The following is a 17,950-nucleotide window of genomic DNA, read 5'->3' as shown; positions in this document are numbered from 1 at the left end:
AAATAACATCGTGCTATGAGAAAACAAATTTTAGTTGCCGGACTGGCATTGGCATGCTTTACGGCATTCGCTTTTAATGCCAATGCGCAGGAGAAAAAAGAATCCGTTGGCCAGGCCATCGGTAAAACCGCTACCAAAGTAGGGAATAAAACTGCAGAAGTAGCTGTAAAAGGAGCTTCAAAAGTTGCAGATAAAACTTATAAAGGAAAAATGGCACCTGATGGTTCTGATGTATACATCAACGGTAAAAACAAGAAGTATTATATCAATAAAAAAGGAAACAGGGTTTATCTGAAAGAATCTCAGATTAAAAACAGACCAGAAAAGAAAAGTTAATAGCCTAAAGATACAGGTTGAAAAACCTGATTTACTAAAAAAGCCGGTCTCCATAAGGAAACCGGCTTTTTTGTATGATATGGGATTAAGATCTACGTCTTCTGTCGCCGCTACCAGCACCGCTTCCGCCTTCGCGTCTGCCTGCACCACCAGCGTTTCCGCCACGATCTTCACGGCTTCTTCCAGAGAAATCTCTGAAACCACCGCCGCCGCTTCCGCCTTCGCGTCTGCCGCCACCACCGCTGCTTCTTCTATCGCCACCGCCGCTTCTTCCGCCACCGTAACTTCCGCCTTCGCGTCTGCCACCGCCACCGAATCCGCCACGACGCTCACCGCCACCACGACGTTCGCCGCCACCGTCTCCATCAGCAGTTTTCTCAATTCTAACCCCACGGTTGTTGAATTCAACACCCTTGAAATTATTGAATAAAGATTCTACAGTTGCATCTTCTACTTCAAAGAATGAATACACACCTTTTAAGTCGATTTTGCCAATGCTTTTTCCACTGATTTTACCGTTGTTACAAACAAAAGATAATAAATCACCTCTTGTAAAGTCATCTACCGAACCTAAGTTGATAAACAAACGTGTGTAACCTTCACTGTTTCTTGGACCTCTTTCACCGCGCTCTCCACGTTCACCTCTCTCACCGCGATCATCAGCCGAAGAATTCAAATCAGGAGCGTTTTTGTAATACTCTAAAAAGCGGTTAAACTCTAAAGATGCAAAACGTTTGATCACTTCTTCTTTGCTCAATTCAGCAAACTCATCCATAATTCTAGGGATGTATTGCTCAATTTGAGATTCGTTAACTTCTACATTGTGAACCTTGTGTACCAAAGCAAATAATTGCTTCTCACAAACGTCAAAACCTGTAGGTAAAGTAGCTTTGGTAAATGGTTTACCAATGATTCTTTCAATCTGACGGATTTTTCCAAGTTCTTTAGAGTTAACGATACAGATAGAAATACCCGTTTTACCAGCACGGCCAGTACGACCAGAACGGTGGGTATAACTTTCAATTTCGTCAGGTAATGAATAATTCACAACGTGTGTTACGTTCTGAACGTCAATACCACGTGCCGCAACATCAGTAGCAATTAACAATTGCATGTTACGCTCACGGAAACGCTGCATTACTTTATCACGTTGTTGCTGAGATAAATCTCCGTGTAAAGCATCTGCATTATAACCGTCTTTGATCAAGTGCTCAGCAACGTCCTGTGTATCCATTTTGGTTTTACAGAACACTACCGCAAAGATCTCTGGGTTAAAATCTACGATACGTTTTAAAGCAGCGTATTTATCTCTAGCACGTACAATATAGTACTCATGCTCAATATTTACGTTACCAGTGTTTTTGGTACCCATGGTTAACTCTACCGGAGAGTCCATGTAGTTTTTCGCTATTCTTCTAACCTCTGGAGGCATAGTAGCGGAGAATAACCAAGTTTTTTTGTCGTCAGGAGTGGTAGACAAAATGTCGTTAATGTCTTCCTGGAAGCCCATGTTCAGCATCTCATCAGCTTCATCTAAAACTACGTATTTCACATTCGTGAAATCAATAGCTTTTCTGCCAATAATATCCAACATACGACCAGGTGTAGCCACAACAATTTGTACACCGTTTCTAATCTCACGCAACTGTTGCATAATGTTAGCGCCACCGTAAACGGCAACTACACTAGCACCAGAGATGTTTTTTGAGAAATTCTTGATGTCATTAGTAATCTGCAAGCAAAGCTCTCTCGTAGGGCATAAAATCAATGCCTGAGGCTTATTGCTTTTAAAGTCTATCAATTCTAACAGCGGCAAGCCAAATGCGGCTGTTTTCCCTGTTCCTGTTTGGGCCAAACCAACAAAATCGTTATTGCCCTCTAACAGTACAGGAATACTTTGTTCCTGAATAGGTGTTGGATTTTCGAAACCTAAATCCTTTACAGCATTAACAACGTCATCACTTATCCCCAATAATTTAAATGGGTTTATCATGTATTTATTATAATTAAGCCGCAAAGATACAGTTAATTATTGGCATTTCACTTGTACGTAACTAAATAAAAATGAGGTAATTAATTATCGGAGCCTATCTGCCGACTTCAATAATTGCTCGTCTTTTCGGATTCCCCGGATCGCTAATGCGCAAAATATTAGGCTGATAAGGGGTAAGAAAGCGCCAATACCTAGCTTTACTGAAGCGATTCCACCAGGCATATTTTGTGCCGCATCATAGACCCAAAAGCCCAAAAAAAGTGTAGAAACCATCGCAAAAATAATTAAACGTTTTTGTCCGACTCGATTTTTAAATGTGAAAATCGTAGCCAAACACAGCATACTTACCGCTACCGTGTTCATGAATAACGGCTTGAAGTACTCGATTTTTCCCGCAACACCATTCGTTTTCTGGTATAAACCTGTGGCAAGAATCCAATATTCTGAGCCATTAGACTGGCTGCTCACAATCGGAACAAATAATAAAAGTAATATAGTCAGGCCCGCCAATAGCAGCCAAATTGATTGTACTCTTTGTATCATATCTTTCAATAATTTCAACAAATATATTAAAAGGGCCATACTAAGCAATCAATATCTTGATCCAAAAGTTTAAATTTGCCCTATTGAAACCGAACATACAACGATATTTTGTGGAATTGTCCTATAACGGGACGGCTTACCACGGCTGGCAAATTCAGCCGAATGCAGTCACCGTACAGGAGTGCCTGGACAAAGCTTTGTCCGTTTATTTCCGTCAGCCAGTAGCTTCTTTAGGTTGCGGACGTACCGATGCAGGAGTTCATGCGACCCAGTTTTTTGCGCATTTCGACCTGGAAATCCTACCGGAGAAGCCAGTTGAGGTGGCACGATCCATTGCCGGAATCAATTCCCTGTTGCCTTACCAGATTGCAGTGAAAAGAGTTTTTCCGGTCGCAGATGATGCACATGCCCGTTTTCATGCCACGCAAAGAGCTTATAATTATTACCTCCATTTTCATAAAGATCCTTTTAAACTGGATCGCTCCTGGTTGTTTAAAGGAGATTTGGATGTGCCGGCCATGAATGACGCCGCAAAGCTGATACTGGAACATACTGATTTTTCCTGCTTCAGTAAATCAAATACGCAAACTTTTACCAATAACTGTAAAGTGACAGCCGCTTATTTTGAAGAAATAGAAGGCGGATTGAAATTTACGATTTCCGCAGACCGTTTTCTGAGGAATATGGTGCGTGCAGTTGTGGGTACCTTAATCCGTGTGGGTAAAAAGGAAATCACTAAAAATGATTTTCAGGAGATTATGGAGCAAAAAAACAGAAGTAATGCCGGACAATCAGTTCCTGCTTGCGGACTCTATTTAGTAAGTGTTGTTTATCCTTATGTAACCTATTGATATGTCTAAAATAAGTGGTGATGCGTTAAATGTTGGCCTGTTGAAAAGAGTTTTTCAATACGTAAAACCTTACCGTACTATCTTTATATGGGCAATCGTATTGACGATATTGCTGGCCTTAATTGCGCCTGCAAGACCTTTCTTGATTCAATATACACTGGATCATTATATCATGAAAGGGGAGTACAGCGGATTGTTCAACATGACCATCCTGATGCTGCTGCTGCTGGTAGTTCAAGCAGGAATTCAATTTAGCCAAACCCTGCTGACTAATACCCTCGGGCAATCAGCCATTCGTGACCTCAGGATCAATGTGTTCAATCACATCACCAAACTACGCTTAAAATATTTCGACAATACGCCAATCGGACAATTGATCACCCGCACCGTTTCCGATCTGGAAACCATTGCAGAGATCTTTTCCGAAGGACTAATTGTCATCATCGGAGATATTCTGATGGTGATTGTCATCATTGGCGTCATGATTTACAGAGACTGGGCTTTAACTTTTGTGGTATTGCTGCCCATGCCTTTGCTCATGATTGCAACTTCTGTTTTTCAAAAAGCGATCAAATCTGCCTTTCAGGAAATCAGAACTGAAGTTTCTAACCTGAATACGTATCTGCAGGAGCACATTTCCGGTGTTTCTATCATCCAGTATTTTGCCAGAGAACAACAGGAATATAAAAAGTTTGTCCAAATCAATGCCCGTTACCGCGACGCCAATATCCGCTCTAACTGGTATTATTCTATATTTTTTCCGGTAGTAGAGATCATTTCTGCAATGTCTTTGGGCTTACTGGTTTGGTATGGCTCTAAAAGCATCCTGGCTAAGCCAATGGATGTGACACCCGGAACCATTGCCGAGTTCATCCTGTACATTAGTATGCTGTTTCGTCCGATCAGGGAACTTGCTGATAAGTTCAATACCCTGCAAATGGGGATGGTTGGTGCTGAAAGGGTATTTAAAGTATTGGATACCGATGAACATACTGAGGATAAAGGTACTTATGCACCTGCAAAAATGGCTGGTTCTATTACTTTCGATCAGGTATGGTTCGCCTATATTGATGAAAATTATGTATTGAAAAATATCTCTTTTGAGGTGCAGGCAGGTAAAACCATTGCCCTGGTAGGCGCTACCGGTGCCGGTAAATCTTCTACCATTAATATTCTGAACAGGTTCTATGAAATTCAGAAAGGAGAGATTAAAATTGATGGGGTGCCGATTCAGGATTATAAACTGGATTTTCTTAGAAAAAGCATTGCGACAGTACTGCAGGATGTGTTCCTGTTTTCGGATACTATATTTAACAACATTACCCTGAACAATCCGGAAATTGGAATGGAAGAAGTAGTGGATGCAGCTAAAAAGGTAGGAGCTCATGATTTCATAGAGCGATTGCCGGGCGGTTATCAATATAATGTGATGGAACGCGGTGCTACGCTTTCTGCCGGACAAGCACAGCTGATTTCATTTATCCGCGCATTGGTGTATAATCCATCTATTTTAGTGCTGGATGAAGCCACATCATCGGTCGATACGGAAACAGAAATGCTGATCCAGCGGGCCATTGAAAACCTGATGAAAGGAAGAACTTCTATCGTAATCGCGCACCGCTTGTCTACCATTCAGAAAGCAGACCAGATTCTGGTGCTGGATAAAGGGGAGATTAAGGAAATGGGAACGCACCAGGAATTGTTGAAACTGGATGGCTACTATAAGCGATTATATGATCTTCAATTCAATTCTGGCGGAATAGTATCAGCCTAAAAAAATAAATAAATATTCAAAATTATGACCTTGCAGTCCGGTATACTTGTTGGGCCTAAGTAGGGGGCTGGTACTGGGGAGGTAGGGCCCTGCTAGGGCCAGTTTGCCTGAAAAGGTTTAGCCAGCCCTGTGGTAGGACATTATTGGAGGAAGACAGTTCCCCTTTAGTCCTTCACTACTACACTAATCGTTTTGTCCAGTTTAATCGTATGAATCACTTTTGTTCTTTCGCTGTAAACGACTACTTTATTTTCATCCAGGTATTGAATGAGTTTATAGGGCTCAGACAGCTGTACAAATCTCCATTGAGTATAGAACTGATCTGAAAGCACTTTCTCCTTAGGAAGGTAAGTAATGGCGATTTCCACATCTGTGATCTCGCTGATGAAAAAATATTCATTGCTGATTAGTACGTTCTTTGCGGCCGGAGCTTCCTGGAATTCTTTAATCGTAAGTGCTCTTAAAATATTAGAAGGCTGTGTTGGATTTCTATTGATGACGTCTACAATCAGGTTGTTCACTTCGTTTTTGGTCGTTAGGAATTTTCCGTTTCCTATGTTAGTGATTTTGAATACGATACTAAGGGGGCTCATGGCAGGAAGTTTTTTTGTAAAGAAAGTGGTATTTGTCAGAATTATCAAAAAATTTGTGACAATGATTGCTTTATAGTGGAAATACGTGTTTTTTGGATGATCCAAAAGGACGGAAAAAGACTCCTGATCAAAAATGAAAATGGATCGCCATCAAAAATAAAAATGGATTGTAATAAAAATGGTAATGAATTTGACAATCCATTCCAATTAGCTTAGATTTGCACAAAAAAAAATAGATACATGAGTGTTTTAGTAAATAAGGATTCAAAAGTTATTGTTCAGGGTTTTACTGGAAATGAGGGTACTTATCATGCCTCTCAAATGATAGATTACGGAACTAACGTTGTTGGTGGTGTAACCCCAGGCAAAGGTGGCCAGACTCATTTGGAAAGGCCCGTATTTAATACGGTAAAAGATGCGGTTGATCAAGCCGGTGCCAATGTATCTATCATTTTTGTTCCGCCAGCTTTTGCTGCAGATGCCATTATGGAAGCTGCTGAAGCAGGTATTAAAGTGATTGTTTGTATTACTGAAGGTATCCCAACAAAGGATATGATTCAAGTAAAAGAATATATTTCGGACAGAGATTGCCGTTTAATCGGTCCAAACTGTCCTGGTATCATTACTGCTGATGAGGCAAAAATCGGTATCATGCCAGGCTTTATCTTCAAAAAAGGTACAGTAGGTGTGGTTTCAAAATCCGGTACTTTAACTTATGAAGCAGTTGATCAGGTAGTGAAAGCAGGTTTAGGTATTACTACTGCAATCGGTATCGGTGGTGATCCAATCATTGGAACAACTACTAAAGAGGCGGTTGAATTGTTAATGAACGATCCAGAAACTGAAGGTATCATCATGATTGGTGAAATTGGTGGTGGTATGGAAGCTGAAGCTGCGCTTTGGATCAAAGAACATGGTACTAAGCCTGTTGTTGGTTTCATCGCTGGCCAGACTGCGCCTCCGGGACGTAGAATGGGTCATGCTGGTGCAATCGTTGGTGGCGAAGATGATACTGCTGCTGCAAAAATGAAAATTATGGCTGAATGTGGTATCCGTGTAGTAGAAAGTCCTGCTGAAATCGGAGAAGCAATGGCTGCTTTATTGAAGAAATAATAAGATCTTCTTGTATAAATCAAAAGCTCTGGTGAATTTTTCATCGGAGCTTTTTTTATTTAAGGATGACGGTATTATGGCAGTTTTGGAAAACTTTAAAAACCATTTAGCCGTATATTGTATTAAATAAAGGAGATGCAGATGAAAGCCCTGATGAATAAAGCATTTATATTGGCCGGTTTACTGGTAGTCACTAGTCTAACGGCCTGTGCGCAAAAAGAGAAAAAAGAACAAGTCCAAAAAACAAGCAAGAATCCTATGGAATGGAATAAATTAACCAAAGCTGAAGAAGACGTAATCGTTGGTAAAGGAACAGAATATCCTGGAACCGGAAAGCTGTTGAATAATAAAGAAAAAGGAACTTATATCTGTCGCCGCTGTAATGCTCCATTGTTCCGCTCAGAGAATAAATTTGAGTCCGAATGCGGATGGCCTAGCTTCGATGATGAGATCAAAGGAGCGGTATTGAGAATTCCTGATGCAGATGGCATGCGTACCGAAATTGTATGCGCAAATTGTAAAGCACATCTGGGGCACGTATTTATTGGCGAAGGCTTCACCAACAAGAATACAAGGAACTGTGTGAACTCAGTTTCCATGGCCTTTGTTCCTGATAAGAAATAATCGAATTTTTTTGGAAATTACCATAGTGCTCAGTGATAATTCGCTGGGCATTTCTTGTTTATCCGGATTTACTTTGCTTATGTTTGTCCCTTCACCAACAATTGTAAATATGAAGTATTGCTTATTTTTATGTTTGATGTTGTCTTTCACAGGCATTTCTGCCGGAGTCGACAATACCAACGGAACAATAGAAGCGGATACAACGGTACGCACAAAAACAGGTTATGCTACTTATTACGCCAGGAAATTTGAAGGACGCCGGACCACCAGCGGTCACCGCTACCGGGCCAGTAAAATGACCGCAGCTCACCTCAGTCTACCTTTCGGAACCATGGTTAAAGTGACCAACCTTTCCAACGGCAAAACAGTCCACGTTAAAGTGAACGACAGAGGTCCCCACAGTAAAAAATACATCATTGATCTTTCCGCTGGTGCCGCAAAAAAACTAGGCTTCTACAGCAAAGGTCATTCAAAAGTTGAAATCAGCTACCAGCTTGAATCAGAATAACATTCCTTAAATATTCCGGTTTATTCTCTATTTACTAACATCGATTATAAACTATTGTAATCGATAAAAAGAAATGAATACCAAAATTCAAGGTAATTAGTGTGTCAATTTCTTTTCAGCGTGTTGATAAATATGACCGCTTGTTAACAACTATTATAGAGGAATCAGAGCGCCAGACTTTATATTTGTTATAGTAAAGTTCTTTAGTAAACCACATCAGGATTTTTAGTTAAAGCTTTAGTATTTAGTGATTTAAGATTGATGGTGAATTTTCTTCCAATCCAATTTAAAAACTGAGTATGGATAGCTTGTCCGCTGGATTCTAAGACGCTTTTAAATTATTCTATACATTTATCCTTATTAAAAAGATGCTTATGCAAGAAGAAGAAGTATTATTAAGAGAAAACAAAGATCGTTTTGTTCTTTTGCCAATTAAATATCCTGAAATCTGGGAAATGTATAAAAAGAGTGAAGCCAGCTTCTGGACTGCGGAAGAAATTGATCTTTCCGATGATCAGAAACACTGGGATAACTTGAATGATGGCGAAAGACATTTCATTTCTCATATTCTTGCCTTCTTCTCGGCAAGTGATGGTATCGTAAATGAAAACCTTGCTGTAAACTTCATGAGCGAAGTCCAACTTCCGGAAGCACGCTGCTTCTATGGTTTCCAGATCATGATGGAAAATATTCACTCCGAAACTTATGCTTTATTAATAGATACCTATATCAAGGATCCTGATGAAAAAGACAGGTTATTCCATGCCATTGATACCGTTCCTTGTGTGAAGAAAAAAGCAGAATGGGCATTGAGATGGATTGAAAATGGTAGCTTTGCTGAACGTTTAGTCGCCTTTGCTGCTGTAGAAGGAATTTTCTTCAGTGGTAGTTTCTGCTCGATTTTCTGGTTGAAAAAACGTGGGCTGATGCCAGGATTGACCTTTAGTAATGAGTTGATTTCCAGAGATGAAGGTTCACACTGTGAATTCGCATGTTTACTATATGGCATGTTGAAAAACAGATTAAGCGAAGAGCAGGTTCATGGAATTATTCGTGATGCAGTAGAAATCGAGAAAGAATTCGTAACGGATGCTTTACCGGTAGCACTAATCGGAATGAACGCCAAACTGATGTCTCAATACATTGAATTTGTTGCGGATAGATGGCTGCAGGAATTGGGTTATACCAAAATCTACAATGCCACTAACCCATTCGATTTCATGGAGATGATCTCTCTGCAGGGAAAAACCAACTTCTTTGAGAAAAGAGTAGGTGATTACCAGAAGAGCGGTGTCCTGACTTCAGCAGAAGATAAAGCAGCAGCTTTCTCTTTAGATGACGACTTTTAAACTACTGCTCCTTTTCAAGGACAGTAACCTAAAATAAATAATTGAAATTCGGTGCCTTTGCCGGGATCTTTACCACCTCCCGATCAGCACCTCTAAAAAGCTGAAAAATATGTTTGTAATAAAAAGAGATGGCCGTAAAGAAGCGGTTAGGTTTGATAAGATAACGGCTCGCATTGAGAAGTTATGTTATGGTTTTAATGTCGAACTGGTAGATCCGATTGATGTTGCCAAGAAAGTAATTGAAGGTTTATATGATGGGGTAACAACCTCTGAACTGGATAATCTTGCAGCAGAAACCGCCGCCTCTTTAACTACGAAACATCCTGATTACGCTTTGCTGGCTTCCCGTATCGCGGTATCCAACTTGCACAAAAACACGACAAAATCGTTCTCAAAAACGATGGAAAGCCTGTATTTGTACATCGATGCGAAGACTGGAAAATCAGCTTCACTGATCGCAGATGATGTCTGGGAAGTGATTAAAGAAAATGCAGATATTCTGGATAGTACCATTATATACGACAGAGATTTTGGTTTCGATTACTTCGGTTTTAAAACACTGGAGAAGTCGTACCTGCTGAAAATCGAAGGTCAGATTGTAGAACGCCCTCAGCATTTGTTCATGAGGGTTTCTGTAGGTATTCACAAAGGAGATATCGACAGTGTGATTAAAACTTACAACCTGATGAGTGAGCGTTGGTTTACACATGCTACACCAACCTTATTTAATGCCGCTACACCAAAACCTCAGATGTCTTCTTGTTTCTTATTGACGATGCAGGATGATAGTATTGAAGGAATTTATGATACGTTGAAACAAACGGCAAAAATTTCTCAAAGTGCTGGTGGTATTGGATTGAGTATTCACAATATCCGCGCTACAGGTTCTTATATCGGTGGTACCAATGGTACAAGTAATGGTATTGTTCCAATGTTAAAAGTATTCAATGATACGGCACGTTATGTAGATCAGGGTGGAGGTAAGCGTAAAGGAGCCTTTGCGATTTACTTAGAGCCTTGGCATGCAGATGTATTCAGTTTCCTTGACCTGCGTAAAAACCATGGTAAAGAAGAATTGCGTGCACGTGACTTATTCTATGCACTATGGGTGTGCGATTTATTCATGAGACGTGTAGAAGAAAACGGGGATTGGAGTTTATTCTGTCCACATGAAGCACCAGGATTAGCGGATTGCTTCGGTGAAGAATTTGACGCACTTTATGAGCGTTATGAGAGAGAAGGAAAAGCCCGTAAAACGATCAAAGCTCAGGAATTATGGTTCGCCATCCTGGATTCACAAATCGAAACCGGTACCCCTTATTTATTGTATAAAGATGCTGCAAACAGCAAATCTAACCAGCAAAACCTGGGTACAATCAAAAGTTCTAACCTGTGTACAGAGATTATCGAGTATACTTCTAAAGACGAAGTTGCGGTATGTAACTTAGCTTCATTGGCATTACCTAGATATGTGATTAACGGTGAATTTGATCACCAAAAATTATATGATGTGACGTATCAGGCTACTTTAAACCTGAACAAGATCATCGATTACAACTATTACCCGGTAATTGAGGCGCAAAACTCTAATATGCGTCACAGACCAATCGGATTGGGTGTACAAGGATTAGCAGATGCCTTTATTTTGATGCGTTTGCCTTTCGAAAGTGAAGGTGCACGTCAGTTGAATAAAGAAATCTTCGAAACGATTTATTTCGCGGCAATGACTGCTTCTCATGACCTTGCAGTTGTGAATGGTCCTTACGAAACCTTTAAAGGTTCTCCTTTGTCTAAAGGTAAGTTCCAGTTCGACCTTTGGAATGTACAGCCGGATAGTAACCGTTGGGATTGGGAATCATTGCGCAAAAACGTAGTTAAAAACGGAGTGTATAACTCGTTATTAGTAGCGCCAATGCCTACTGCTTCTACTTCTCAGATCTTAGGAAATAATGAGTGCTTCGAGCCTTATACTTCTAACATCTATACCAGAAGGGTATTGAGTGGTGAATTCGTAGTTGTTAACAAACACTTATTAAAGGATCTTGTTGCTTTAGGCCTTTGGACTCCAGCAATGAAAGACAGAATTATTTTAGCGAATGGTTCGATACAGGACATCGCTGAGATTCCTGATTATATTAAAGAATTGTACAAAACAGTTTGGGAAATCAAAATGCGCAGCATTATTGATATGGCTGCCGACAGAGGTGTTTACATTTGCCAGTCGCAATCACTAAACTTGTTTATCAATGCACCAAACACTTCGAAGCTAACTTCAATGCACTTCTACGCATGGAAAAAAGGATTGAAAACTGGTATGTATTATCTGCGTACACAAGCGGCTTCACAAGCGGTTAAGTTTACAGTAGAGAACCAAGCCGGTAAAAACATGGAACCAGTCATTCCTGAGCATATTGATCAGGTTGTAGAAGAAATTACTGACGGCCCGGTTTGTTCAATGGAAGAAGGCTGCATTAGTTGCTCTGGTTAATTCCAATCTAAACGCATAAACCATCAGGGGTAAGTTTCAAAGCTTGCCCCTTTTTTATGGTCAGATACTGCTGCTCATACTGAGGTTATCCACATTTTTATTTTTGGTTTTACACAGCTTGTCCACAGGTTATACTTGGCTTTTGCACAATTGAATGCTCTTTTTCCACTGTTATCCACGATTTCTGTAGAATTTCCAACACGTTACTAACGTGTTACCCACAGCTTGCCAACAGGTTTTGCACAGGATTATCCACATAGCTGAATAGTTACTCACCCGTTTTCCACAGCAGGGTATAGGTTACAAACAGGTTGTCCACCGACTGCCAACAGGTTGCTAACGCGTTACCCACAGGTTCTACACAGGGTTATCCACATGCTTTTTAGTTGTAAATAAGGCTTTTGTCATATTTATTAACGTTTATACAGCTTAATCTGGGATCTCGTATCTTTGTGAAATAATGGCCAAACACGAAATTATTCCATGCGAACGTTGCGGTGCACCTATAGAGTGTAAGGCCAACTCCTACACGAAATGTCAGTGCAGTGCAGTCCAGCTAAACCTGAATGAAGTACAGTACATCAGCGAACATTATGAAAGCTGTCTCTGTGCGAAATGTCTGTTCGAACTTCAACAGGAATATAGAGAGCTGGTATCCGCTTAATTTCATGGCTCACACATCTTTCAAATAACAATTAGAGTGGAAATTATTTTCTGCTAACTTTGTATCACAAAATTTCATAGAATGGCTAAAGTACAGGTTGGATTGGTGCAGATGAGTTGTACCGGTAATAAACAAGATAATCTAGATAAGGCGATCGTTAAGATCAGAGAAATCGCCGCTATGGGCGCACAGGTCGTGTGTCTGCAGGAATTATTTACTTCATTGTATTTCTGCGATGAAGAGAATTATGAAAACTTTAAACTCGCAGAGTCAATTCCAGGCCCATCAACAGATGTGCTGTCGAAAGTTGCTGCAGAGCTGAACGTAGTGATCGTAGCTTCTTTATTCGAGAAAAGAGCAGAAGGCCTTTACCACAATACCACAGCCGTATTAGATGCTGATGGTGCCTATCTGGGTAAATATCGTAAAATGCACATCCCTGATGATCCAGGATTTTATGAGAAGTTCTATTTCACCCCTGGTGATTTAGGCTATAAAGTATTCAAAACTAAATTCGCTAAAATTGGGGTATTGATCTGCTGGGATCAGTGGTATCCGGAAGCTGCCCGCTTAACCGCATTAATGGGTGCAGACTTTTTGGTGTATCCTACGGCAATTGGATGGGCAACTACTCAGGATGAAGCCACCAATGTAGAACAATACAATGCATGGCAAATGATTCAGCGCTCTCATGCGATCGCAAACGGTGTTCCTGTAGTGAGCATCAACCGCGTAGGAGAAGAAGCTGGCGTTGCTTTCTGGGGAGGATCATTCGTTTCCAATCCTTTCGGAACGTTATTGTATCAGGCAGACCATAGCAAAGAAGAATTGAAAGTAGTAGAACTGGACTTGTCAAAATCTGACAGCTACAGGACGCACTGGCCGTTTTTACGCGACAGACGTATCGATAGTTATTCACAAATCACCAAAAGATATATAGATGACGAATCTATTTAATGATAGTCCCAAAAAAGCAGGATACAGCTTCCCTGCCGAATGGGCAAAACACGAAGCAACATGGCTGAGCTGGCCACATAAAGAAGCCTCCTGGCCAGGGAAACTGGACACAATTTATGGCCCTTACTGCGAGTTCATCAAAATTGTAGCCACAGGCGAAAAGGTAAGAATCAACATCAACGATGAAGAAACTAAAGCTTTTGCCACTGCAGAACTGGAAAAAGTTGGTGCTGATTTAAGTCAGGTGGAGTTTTTTATGAACCCAACCAATGATGCCTGGTGCAGAGACCACGGTCCGGCATTTTTATTGAACGCAGGAAAAGATCAAAAAGCAGTTGTAGATTGGGGTTATAATGCCTGGGGTGGTAAATATCCACCATACGATCTGGATGACGTAATCCCAACCAAAATTGCCCAGCATTTTGACTTGCCGCTATACCTTCCTGAAATTGTAATGGAAGGTGGTTCGGTAGAATTTAATGGTGCAGGAACAATTTTAACCACCACCGCTTGCCTGTTAAATGAAAACAGAAACCCCCATTTGACAAAGGAACAGATAGAACAATATTTATTGGAGTTCTATGGTGCTGAGCAAATCCTTTGGCTAGGTGATGGTATTGTTGGTGATGATACAGATGGTCATATCGACGACATCACCCGTTTTGTAAATGAAGATACCGTATTAACGGTAGTGGAAAGCAATCCATTGGATGAAAACTATATTCTTTTACAGGAAAACCTGAAAGCATTGAAAGAAATGCGCTTATTGGACGGCAGGCCTTTGAATATTGTGAAATTGCCAATGCCTTCGCCAGTAATCCATGAGGATACGCGCTTGCCAGCTTCTTACGCAAATTTCTATATTGCCAATGCAGCAGTGATCGTTCCTACTTTCAGGGATGTGAACGATGAAAAAGCACTGAAAATCATTCAAGAGGTTTTCCTGGATAGAAAGGTAGTAGGCATTGATTCTACAGATATTATCTGGGGATTGGGAAGTTTCCATTGCTTAAGTCAGCAGGAGCCGGCAGTTTAATTGTTACAATCATATTAACCAAACATATTTATAATGAAATTATTAGAAGGAAAAACAGCATTGATCACCGGTGCTTCAAAAGGAATCGGCCGTAAGATTGCGGAGAAATTTGCGGAGCAAGGTGCAAACGTTGCTTTTACTTACCTGTCTTCCGTAGAAAAGGGTGAAGCATTAGAGCAAGAGCTGCAAAGCTTCGGTACCAAAGTGAAAGGCTACCGCTCAGATGCTTCGAAATTTGCTGAAGCAGATCAATTGATCAATGATATTGTTGCCGATTTTGGTGCTTTAGATATTGTAGTGAATAACGCAGGGATTACTAAAGACGGTTTACTAATGCGCATGAGCGAAGAAAACTGGGATGATGTGATCAATGTGAACCTCAAATCTGTGTTTAACATTTCTAAAGCTGCTTCTAAAGTGATGATGAAAGCCCGTAAAGGTTCTATCATCAATATGAGCTCTGTAGTAGGTGTTCAAGGAAATGCCGGACAAGCGAATTATGCGGCTTCTAAAGCTGGTATCATCGGTTTTTCTAAATCTTTAGCGAAAGAATTGGGCTCACGTAACATTCGTACGAATGTGGTTGCACCAGGTTTTATCCGTACAGAAATGACGGATGTATTAGACCCGAAAGTAGTAAAAGGATGGGAAGAAGGAATTCCTTTGAAAAGAGCAGGAGAACCGGAAGATGTTGCAAATGTTTGCGTGTTTTTAGCTTCTGATATGAGTGCTTACGTGACAGGACAGGTATTGTCGGTTTGCGGAGGAATGTTATAAAACTATTTATTAAGGAGTTTTTAGCGTTTAAAGAATTTTAAAAAGGAGTATCTGTGTTCTGGCTGGAACCTTTTGCCTGAAGGGGCAAAATTTCCTAGGCCTTCACACAGATACTCCTTTTTTATGCGTAAAAAACCGAATGGCGTTGATTTTGTATTAGGAGGCTCCAGCTATTTTACCATTCTTTCTTTTGCTGGTTTTATAGAAATAATTTGATTTTATTTTTTAAAATTTAGCATCTTAGCCCTATACTTATGAGCAATTCCTTTAATTTTTATACGGTACTGACTTTGATTGCTTGTCTCTTATTAGGACTGCTGTTTGCTTATGTCGCTTATCGTAAAACTGCGCATTTGAATCCCAGGTTGCGATGGTTTCTGGCTTCGTTAAGAGCGGTTGTGGTTGCGGTAATCTGCGCCCTGCTGTTTTTGCCATTGATGAAGCGAATAAGTTATCAGCTGGAGAAACCATTGATCATTATTGCGCAGGACAATTCGCTTTCCGTAGGCCATGTCGTGCCTGCCGGTTTTAACAAAAGGCAGTATGAAGCGGATTTACAAAAATTAAGGGATCAGCTTTCAGGAAATTATGAGGTAAAAGTTTATCATTTTAGTGATAGTATAAAAAAAGGCTTTGATTTTGGTAATAAAGGCAAGCTGAGTAACGCTACGGCGTTGTTTAACCGCTTAAATGATGAGTACTTGAACAGGAACGTCGGGGCGGTAATTATGGCCTCAGATGGCATCTTTAACCGTGGTGGGAGTCCGTTATATGATTTAAACAAACTAAAGGCGCCAGTATATACCATTGCTTTGGGCGATACGATTCCCAAGCGGGACCTGAGAATAGCTAATGTAAATCATAATAACCTGGTTTATCTTAACAATGACTTTACGATAGAAGTGCAGGTTGAGGCTTTTGAAAGTAAGGGCGAGCTGGCAAAATTGAAAGTATTTGAAAATGGGAAACAAGTAGCTGAGCAGCCGGTGGCGATCAACAGCAATGCTTTTGCCGCTGCGATTCCTGTAAAACTGAAGGCCAATAAATTGGGTCTGCAAAAATATACCGTGCAGCTGAGCCCATTGGCCAACGAGGTATCAGAGAAAAACAATACCCAACAGATTTTTATAGAAGTGATTGATGCACGTCAGAAGGTATTGATTGCGGCTGGCGGGGTGCATCCAGATCTCACCGTGATCAGACAGGCACTCAGTGCCAATAAAAATTACGAGATAAAAGTGGTTGTAGGGGAGGATCTAAACGTACTGAATCCGAATGATTATGGTTTATTGATCTTATATCAATTGCCAGATGTACAGCGGACAGGGGCTGCCTTTATGGGAAAATTGCAGCAAAGTAATGTACCTTCCTGGTATATTGTTGGGGCACAATCCGACATTAACCGCTTTAATGCGCTGCAAAAACTAGTCAGCATTAATGAGGCAAACAGCGCAATTCAGGAAGCTTTTTCTACTGTAAATACAGATTTTACGACTTTCAATATGGATGCCGCTACGGTCAAGGTAATCCATAATTTTGATCCATTACTGGCTCCCTTTGGAAAAGTGATAGTCAATGGGACTGCCTTTGTAGCTTTGAAACAGCGCATAGGAAAGATTAAAACAGATGCGCCACAATTGTTTTTCGTAAATGACAACGGGAGTAAAGCCGGTTACCTGATAGGGGAAGGGCTATGGCGCTGGAAATTATCCGAAGCAAAAGATGGCCTGACTCATCCGGTATTGAATGATTTGATTGCTAAAACGGTGCAATATCTGGCGGTGAAAGACGACAAGCGTAAGTTCAAGGTCTATCCTTCAAAAAATATTTTCGAGGAAAATGAGCAGGTATTGATCAATGCCCTGCTGTATAATGATAGCTATGTGGCAGTAAATACACCAGATGTGAGTCTGCAGTTGAAAAATGAAGAGGGAAAGGTGTTTAACTTTCTTTTTTCAAGAACAGCGGCCACTTATCAGCTGGATGCGGGGATGTTACCTGCCGGGAATTATACGTTTGCAGCAAGCACTACATTGGGGGACAAAAAATACCAGGTTCAGGGTGCTTTCTATGTGAATGCCATGATTGCGGAATATCAGCAAACGATTGCCAACCACCAATTGCTGAATAGTATGGCAATTCAGACCAATGGCAAGCTATATATGCCTTCAGATCTTCTCAAAATCAAACAGGATATTGAAAAGAATGAAAACATTAAAACGCTGAGTTATGAAGACCTGAAATATGAAGCGCTGATAAATTTTAAATGGTTGTTTGCGATGATCATCTTATTGCTTAGCTTGGAGTGGTTTTTCAGAAAGAGAAACGGAGAAATTTAATTTCC

At 40.6% G+C, this 17,950-nt stretch carries 16 protein-coding genes; 13 read left to right on the top strand and 3 right to left on the bottom strand.

What is annotated here, in order from left to right; all coding sequences use genetic code 11:
- The first annotated feature begins 15 nt into the window (after nt 1-15).
- Nucleotides 16-336 carry a hypothetical protein gene (locus tag AQ505_RS23350; RefSeq protein ID WP_062550388.1) on the top strand — a complete coding sequence of 107 codons (321 nt, stop codon included), beginning with the start codon at nt 16-18 and terminating at the stop codon, nt 334-336.
- 85 nt (nt 337-421) lie between these two features.
- Here the strand turns inward: AQ505_RS23350 and AQ505_RS23345 are convergent, their stop codons facing one another.
- On the bottom strand, nt 422-2,329 hold the full coding sequence (locus AQ505_RS23345) for a DEAD/DEAH box helicase (RefSeq protein WP_187665873.1): 1,908 nt from the start codon (nt 2,327-2,329) through the stop codon (nt 422-424).
- 84 nt (nt 2,330-2,413) lie between these two features.
- Nucleotides 2,414-2,872 (bottom strand): DUF4293 domain-containing protein, encoded by a 459-nt coding sequence (locus AQ505_RS23340; RefSeq protein WP_197286260.1) that lies wholly within the window; start codon nt 2,870-2,872, stop codon nt 2,414-2,416.
- Between the two features lie 83 nt (nt 2,873-2,955).
- Here AQ505_RS23340 and truA point away from each other — a divergent pair, with 83 nt between their 5' ends.
- Both truA and AQ505_RS23330 read left to right on the top strand, forming a co-directional pair.
- Nucleotides 2,956-3,723 (top strand): tRNA pseudouridine(38-40) synthase TruA, encoded by a 768-nt coding sequence (gene truA, locus AQ505_RS23335; protein ID WP_062551179.1) that lies wholly within the window; start codon nt 2,956-2,958, stop codon nt 3,721-3,723.
- 1 nt (nt 3,724) lies between these two features.
- Entirely contained in the window at nt 3,725-5,497 is a 1,773-nt protein-coding gene (locus AQ505_RS23330) for an ABC transporter ATP-binding protein (RefSeq protein WP_062550386.1), read from the top strand.
- Between the two features lie 164 nt (nt 5,498-5,661).
- Here AQ505_RS23330 and AQ505_RS23325 read toward each other — a convergent pair whose 3' ends face one another.
- Nucleotides 5,662-6,090, bottom strand: a complete 429-nt coding sequence (locus AQ505_RS23325) for a hypothetical protein (RefSeq protein WP_062550385.1) — start codon at nt 6,088-6,090, stop codon at nt 5,662-5,664.
- Nucleotides 6,091-6,330: 240 nt separating this feature from the next.
- Between AQ505_RS23325 and sucD the strand changes: the two genes are divergently transcribed.
- The 10 genes from sucD to AQ505_RS23280 all read left to right on the top strand — a co-directional run bounded on the left by sucD (nt 6,331) and on the right by AQ505_RS23280 (nt 17,945).
- Nucleotides 6,331-7,203 (top strand): succinate--CoA ligase subunit alpha, encoded by an 873-nt coding sequence (sucD, locus tag AQ505_RS23320; RefSeq protein WP_062550384.1) that lies wholly within the window; start codon nt 6,331-6,333, stop codon nt 7,201-7,203.
- A gap of 141 nt (nt 7,204-7,344) precedes the next feature.
- The gene (locus AQ505_RS23315; protein ID WP_062551178.1) at nt 7,345-7,827 is read left to right on the top strand and encodes a methionine-R-sulfoxide reductase; all 483 of its coding nucleotides are present in this window, start codon (nt 7,345-7,347) and stop codon (nt 7,825-7,827) included.
- A gap of 136 nt (nt 7,828-7,963) precedes the next feature.
- On the top strand, nt 7,964-8,335 hold the full coding sequence (locus AQ505_RS23310; protein WP_231634966.1) for a septal ring lytic transglycosylase RlpA family protein: 372 nt from the start codon (nt 7,964-7,966) through the stop codon (nt 8,333-8,335).
- 374 nt (nt 8,336-8,709) lie between these two features.
- Nucleotides 8,710-9,684 carry a ribonucleoside-diphosphate reductase small subunit gene (locus AQ505_RS23305; protein WP_062551177.1) on the top strand — a complete coding sequence of 325 codons (975 nt, stop codon included), beginning with the start codon at nt 8,710-8,712 and terminating at the stop codon, nt 9,682-9,684.
- 109 nt (nt 9,685-9,793) lie between these two features.
- Entirely contained in the window at nt 9,794-12,172 is a 2,379-nt protein-coding gene (locus tag AQ505_RS23300; protein ID WP_062550382.1) for a ribonucleoside-diphosphate reductase subunit alpha, read from the top strand.
- Between the two features lie 460 nt (nt 12,173-12,632).
- Entirely contained in the window at nt 12,633-12,836 is a 204-nt protein-coding gene (locus AQ505_RS26255; RefSeq protein WP_082461694.1) for a cysteine-rich CWC family protein, read from the top strand.
- A gap of 81 nt (nt 12,837-12,917) precedes the next feature.
- Nucleotides 12,918-13,793, top strand: a complete 876-nt coding sequence (locus AQ505_RS23295; protein WP_062550381.1) for a carbon-nitrogen hydrolase — start codon at nt 12,918-12,920, stop codon at nt 13,791-13,793.
- A complete protein-coding gene (locus AQ505_RS23290) occupies nt 13,777-14,829 on the top strand; it encodes an agmatine deiminase family protein (RefSeq protein WP_062550380.1) in 1,053 nt (350 codons plus the stop codon). Before AQ505_RS23295 ends, AQ505_RS23290 begins: the two co-directional genes overlap by 17 nt.
- A gap of 33 nt (nt 14,830-14,862) precedes the next feature.
- Entirely contained in the window at nt 14,863-15,606 is a 744-nt protein-coding gene (fabG, locus tag AQ505_RS23285) for a 3-oxoacyl-[acyl-carrier-protein] reductase (RefSeq protein WP_062550379.1), read from the top strand.
- A 254-nt stretch (nt 15,607-15,860) separates the two neighbouring features.
- Nucleotides 15,861-17,945 (top strand): hypothetical protein, encoded by a 2,085-nt coding sequence (locus tag AQ505_RS23280; RefSeq protein WP_062550378.1) that lies wholly within the window; start codon nt 15,861-15,863, stop codon nt 17,943-17,945.
- Nucleotides 17,946-17,950: the final 5 nt, after the last annotated feature.

The sequence above is a fragment of the Pedobacter sp. PACM 27299 genome (genome assembly GCF_001412655.1).
Classification (GTDB): Bacteria; Bacteroidota; Bacteroidia; order Sphingobacteriales; family Sphingobacteriaceae; genus Pedobacter.
Note: the sequence above shows the minus strand (reverse complement) of the source record. Positions and strands in the feature narration are given on the sequence as shown.

What these genes read in the sequence shown, in the direction of transcription:
- AQ505_RS23305 (WP_062551177.1), top strand. Translation starts at nt 8,710, where the DNA reads ATGCAAGAAGAAGAAGTATTATTAAGAGAAAACAAAGATCGTTTTGTT.
- fabG (WP_062550379.1), top strand. Translation starts at nt 14,863, where the DNA reads ATGAAATTATTAGAAGGAAAAACAGCATTGATCACCGGTGCTTCAAAA.
- AQ505_RS23315 (WP_062551178.1), top strand. Translation starts at nt 7,345, where the DNA reads ATGAAAGCCCTGATGAATAAAGCATTTATATTGGCCGGTTTACTGGTA.
- AQ505_RS23295 (WP_062550381.1), top strand. Translation starts at nt 12,918, where the DNA reads ATGGCTAAAGTACAGGTTGGATTGGTGCAGATGAGTTGTACCGGTAAT.
- AQ505_RS23340 (WP_197286260.1), bottom strand. Translation starts at nt 2,872, where the DNA reads ATGATACAAAGAGTACAATCAATTTGGCTGCTATTGGCGGGCCTGACT.
- AQ505_RS23325 (WP_062550385.1), bottom strand. Translation starts at nt 6,090, where the DNA reads ATGAGCCCCCTTAGTATCGTATTCAAAATCACTAACATAGGAAACGGA.
- AQ505_RS23300 (WP_062550382.1), top strand. Translation starts at nt 9,794, where the DNA reads ATGTTTGTAATAAAAAGAGATGGCCGTAAAGAAGCGGTTAGGTTTGAT.
- AQ505_RS23350 (WP_062550388.1), top strand. Translation starts at nt 16, where the DNA reads ATGAGAAAACAAATTTTAGTTGCCGGACTGGCATTGGCATGCTTTACG.
- AQ505_RS23345 (WP_187665873.1), bottom strand. Translation starts at nt 2,329, where the DNA reads ATGATAAACCCATTTAAATTATTGGGGATAAGTGATGACGTTGTTAAT.
- AQ505_RS23330 (WP_062550386.1), top strand. Translation starts at nt 3,725, where the DNA reads ATGTCTAAAATAAGTGGTGATGCGTTAAATGTTGGCCTGTTGAAAAGA.
- AQ505_RS23310 (WP_231634966.1), top strand. Translation starts at nt 7,964, where the DNA reads ATGTTGTCTTTCACAGGCATTTCTGCCGGAGTCGACAATACCAACGGA.
- AQ505_RS23290 (WP_062550380.1), top strand. Translation starts at nt 13,777, where the DNA reads ATGACGAATCTATTTAATGATAGTCCCAAAAAAGCAGGATACAGCTTC.
- AQ505_RS26255 (WP_082461694.1), top strand. Translation starts at nt 12,633, where the DNA reads ATGGCCAAACACGAAATTATTCCATGCGAACGTTGCGGTGCACCTATA.
- sucD (WP_062550384.1), top strand. Translation starts at nt 6,331, where the DNA reads ATGAGTGTTTTAGTAAATAAGGATTCAAAAGTTATTGTTCAGGGTTTT.
- AQ505_RS23280 (WP_062550378.1), top strand. Translation starts at nt 15,861, where the DNA reads ATGAGCAATTCCTTTAATTTTTATACGGTACTGACTTTGATTGCTTGT.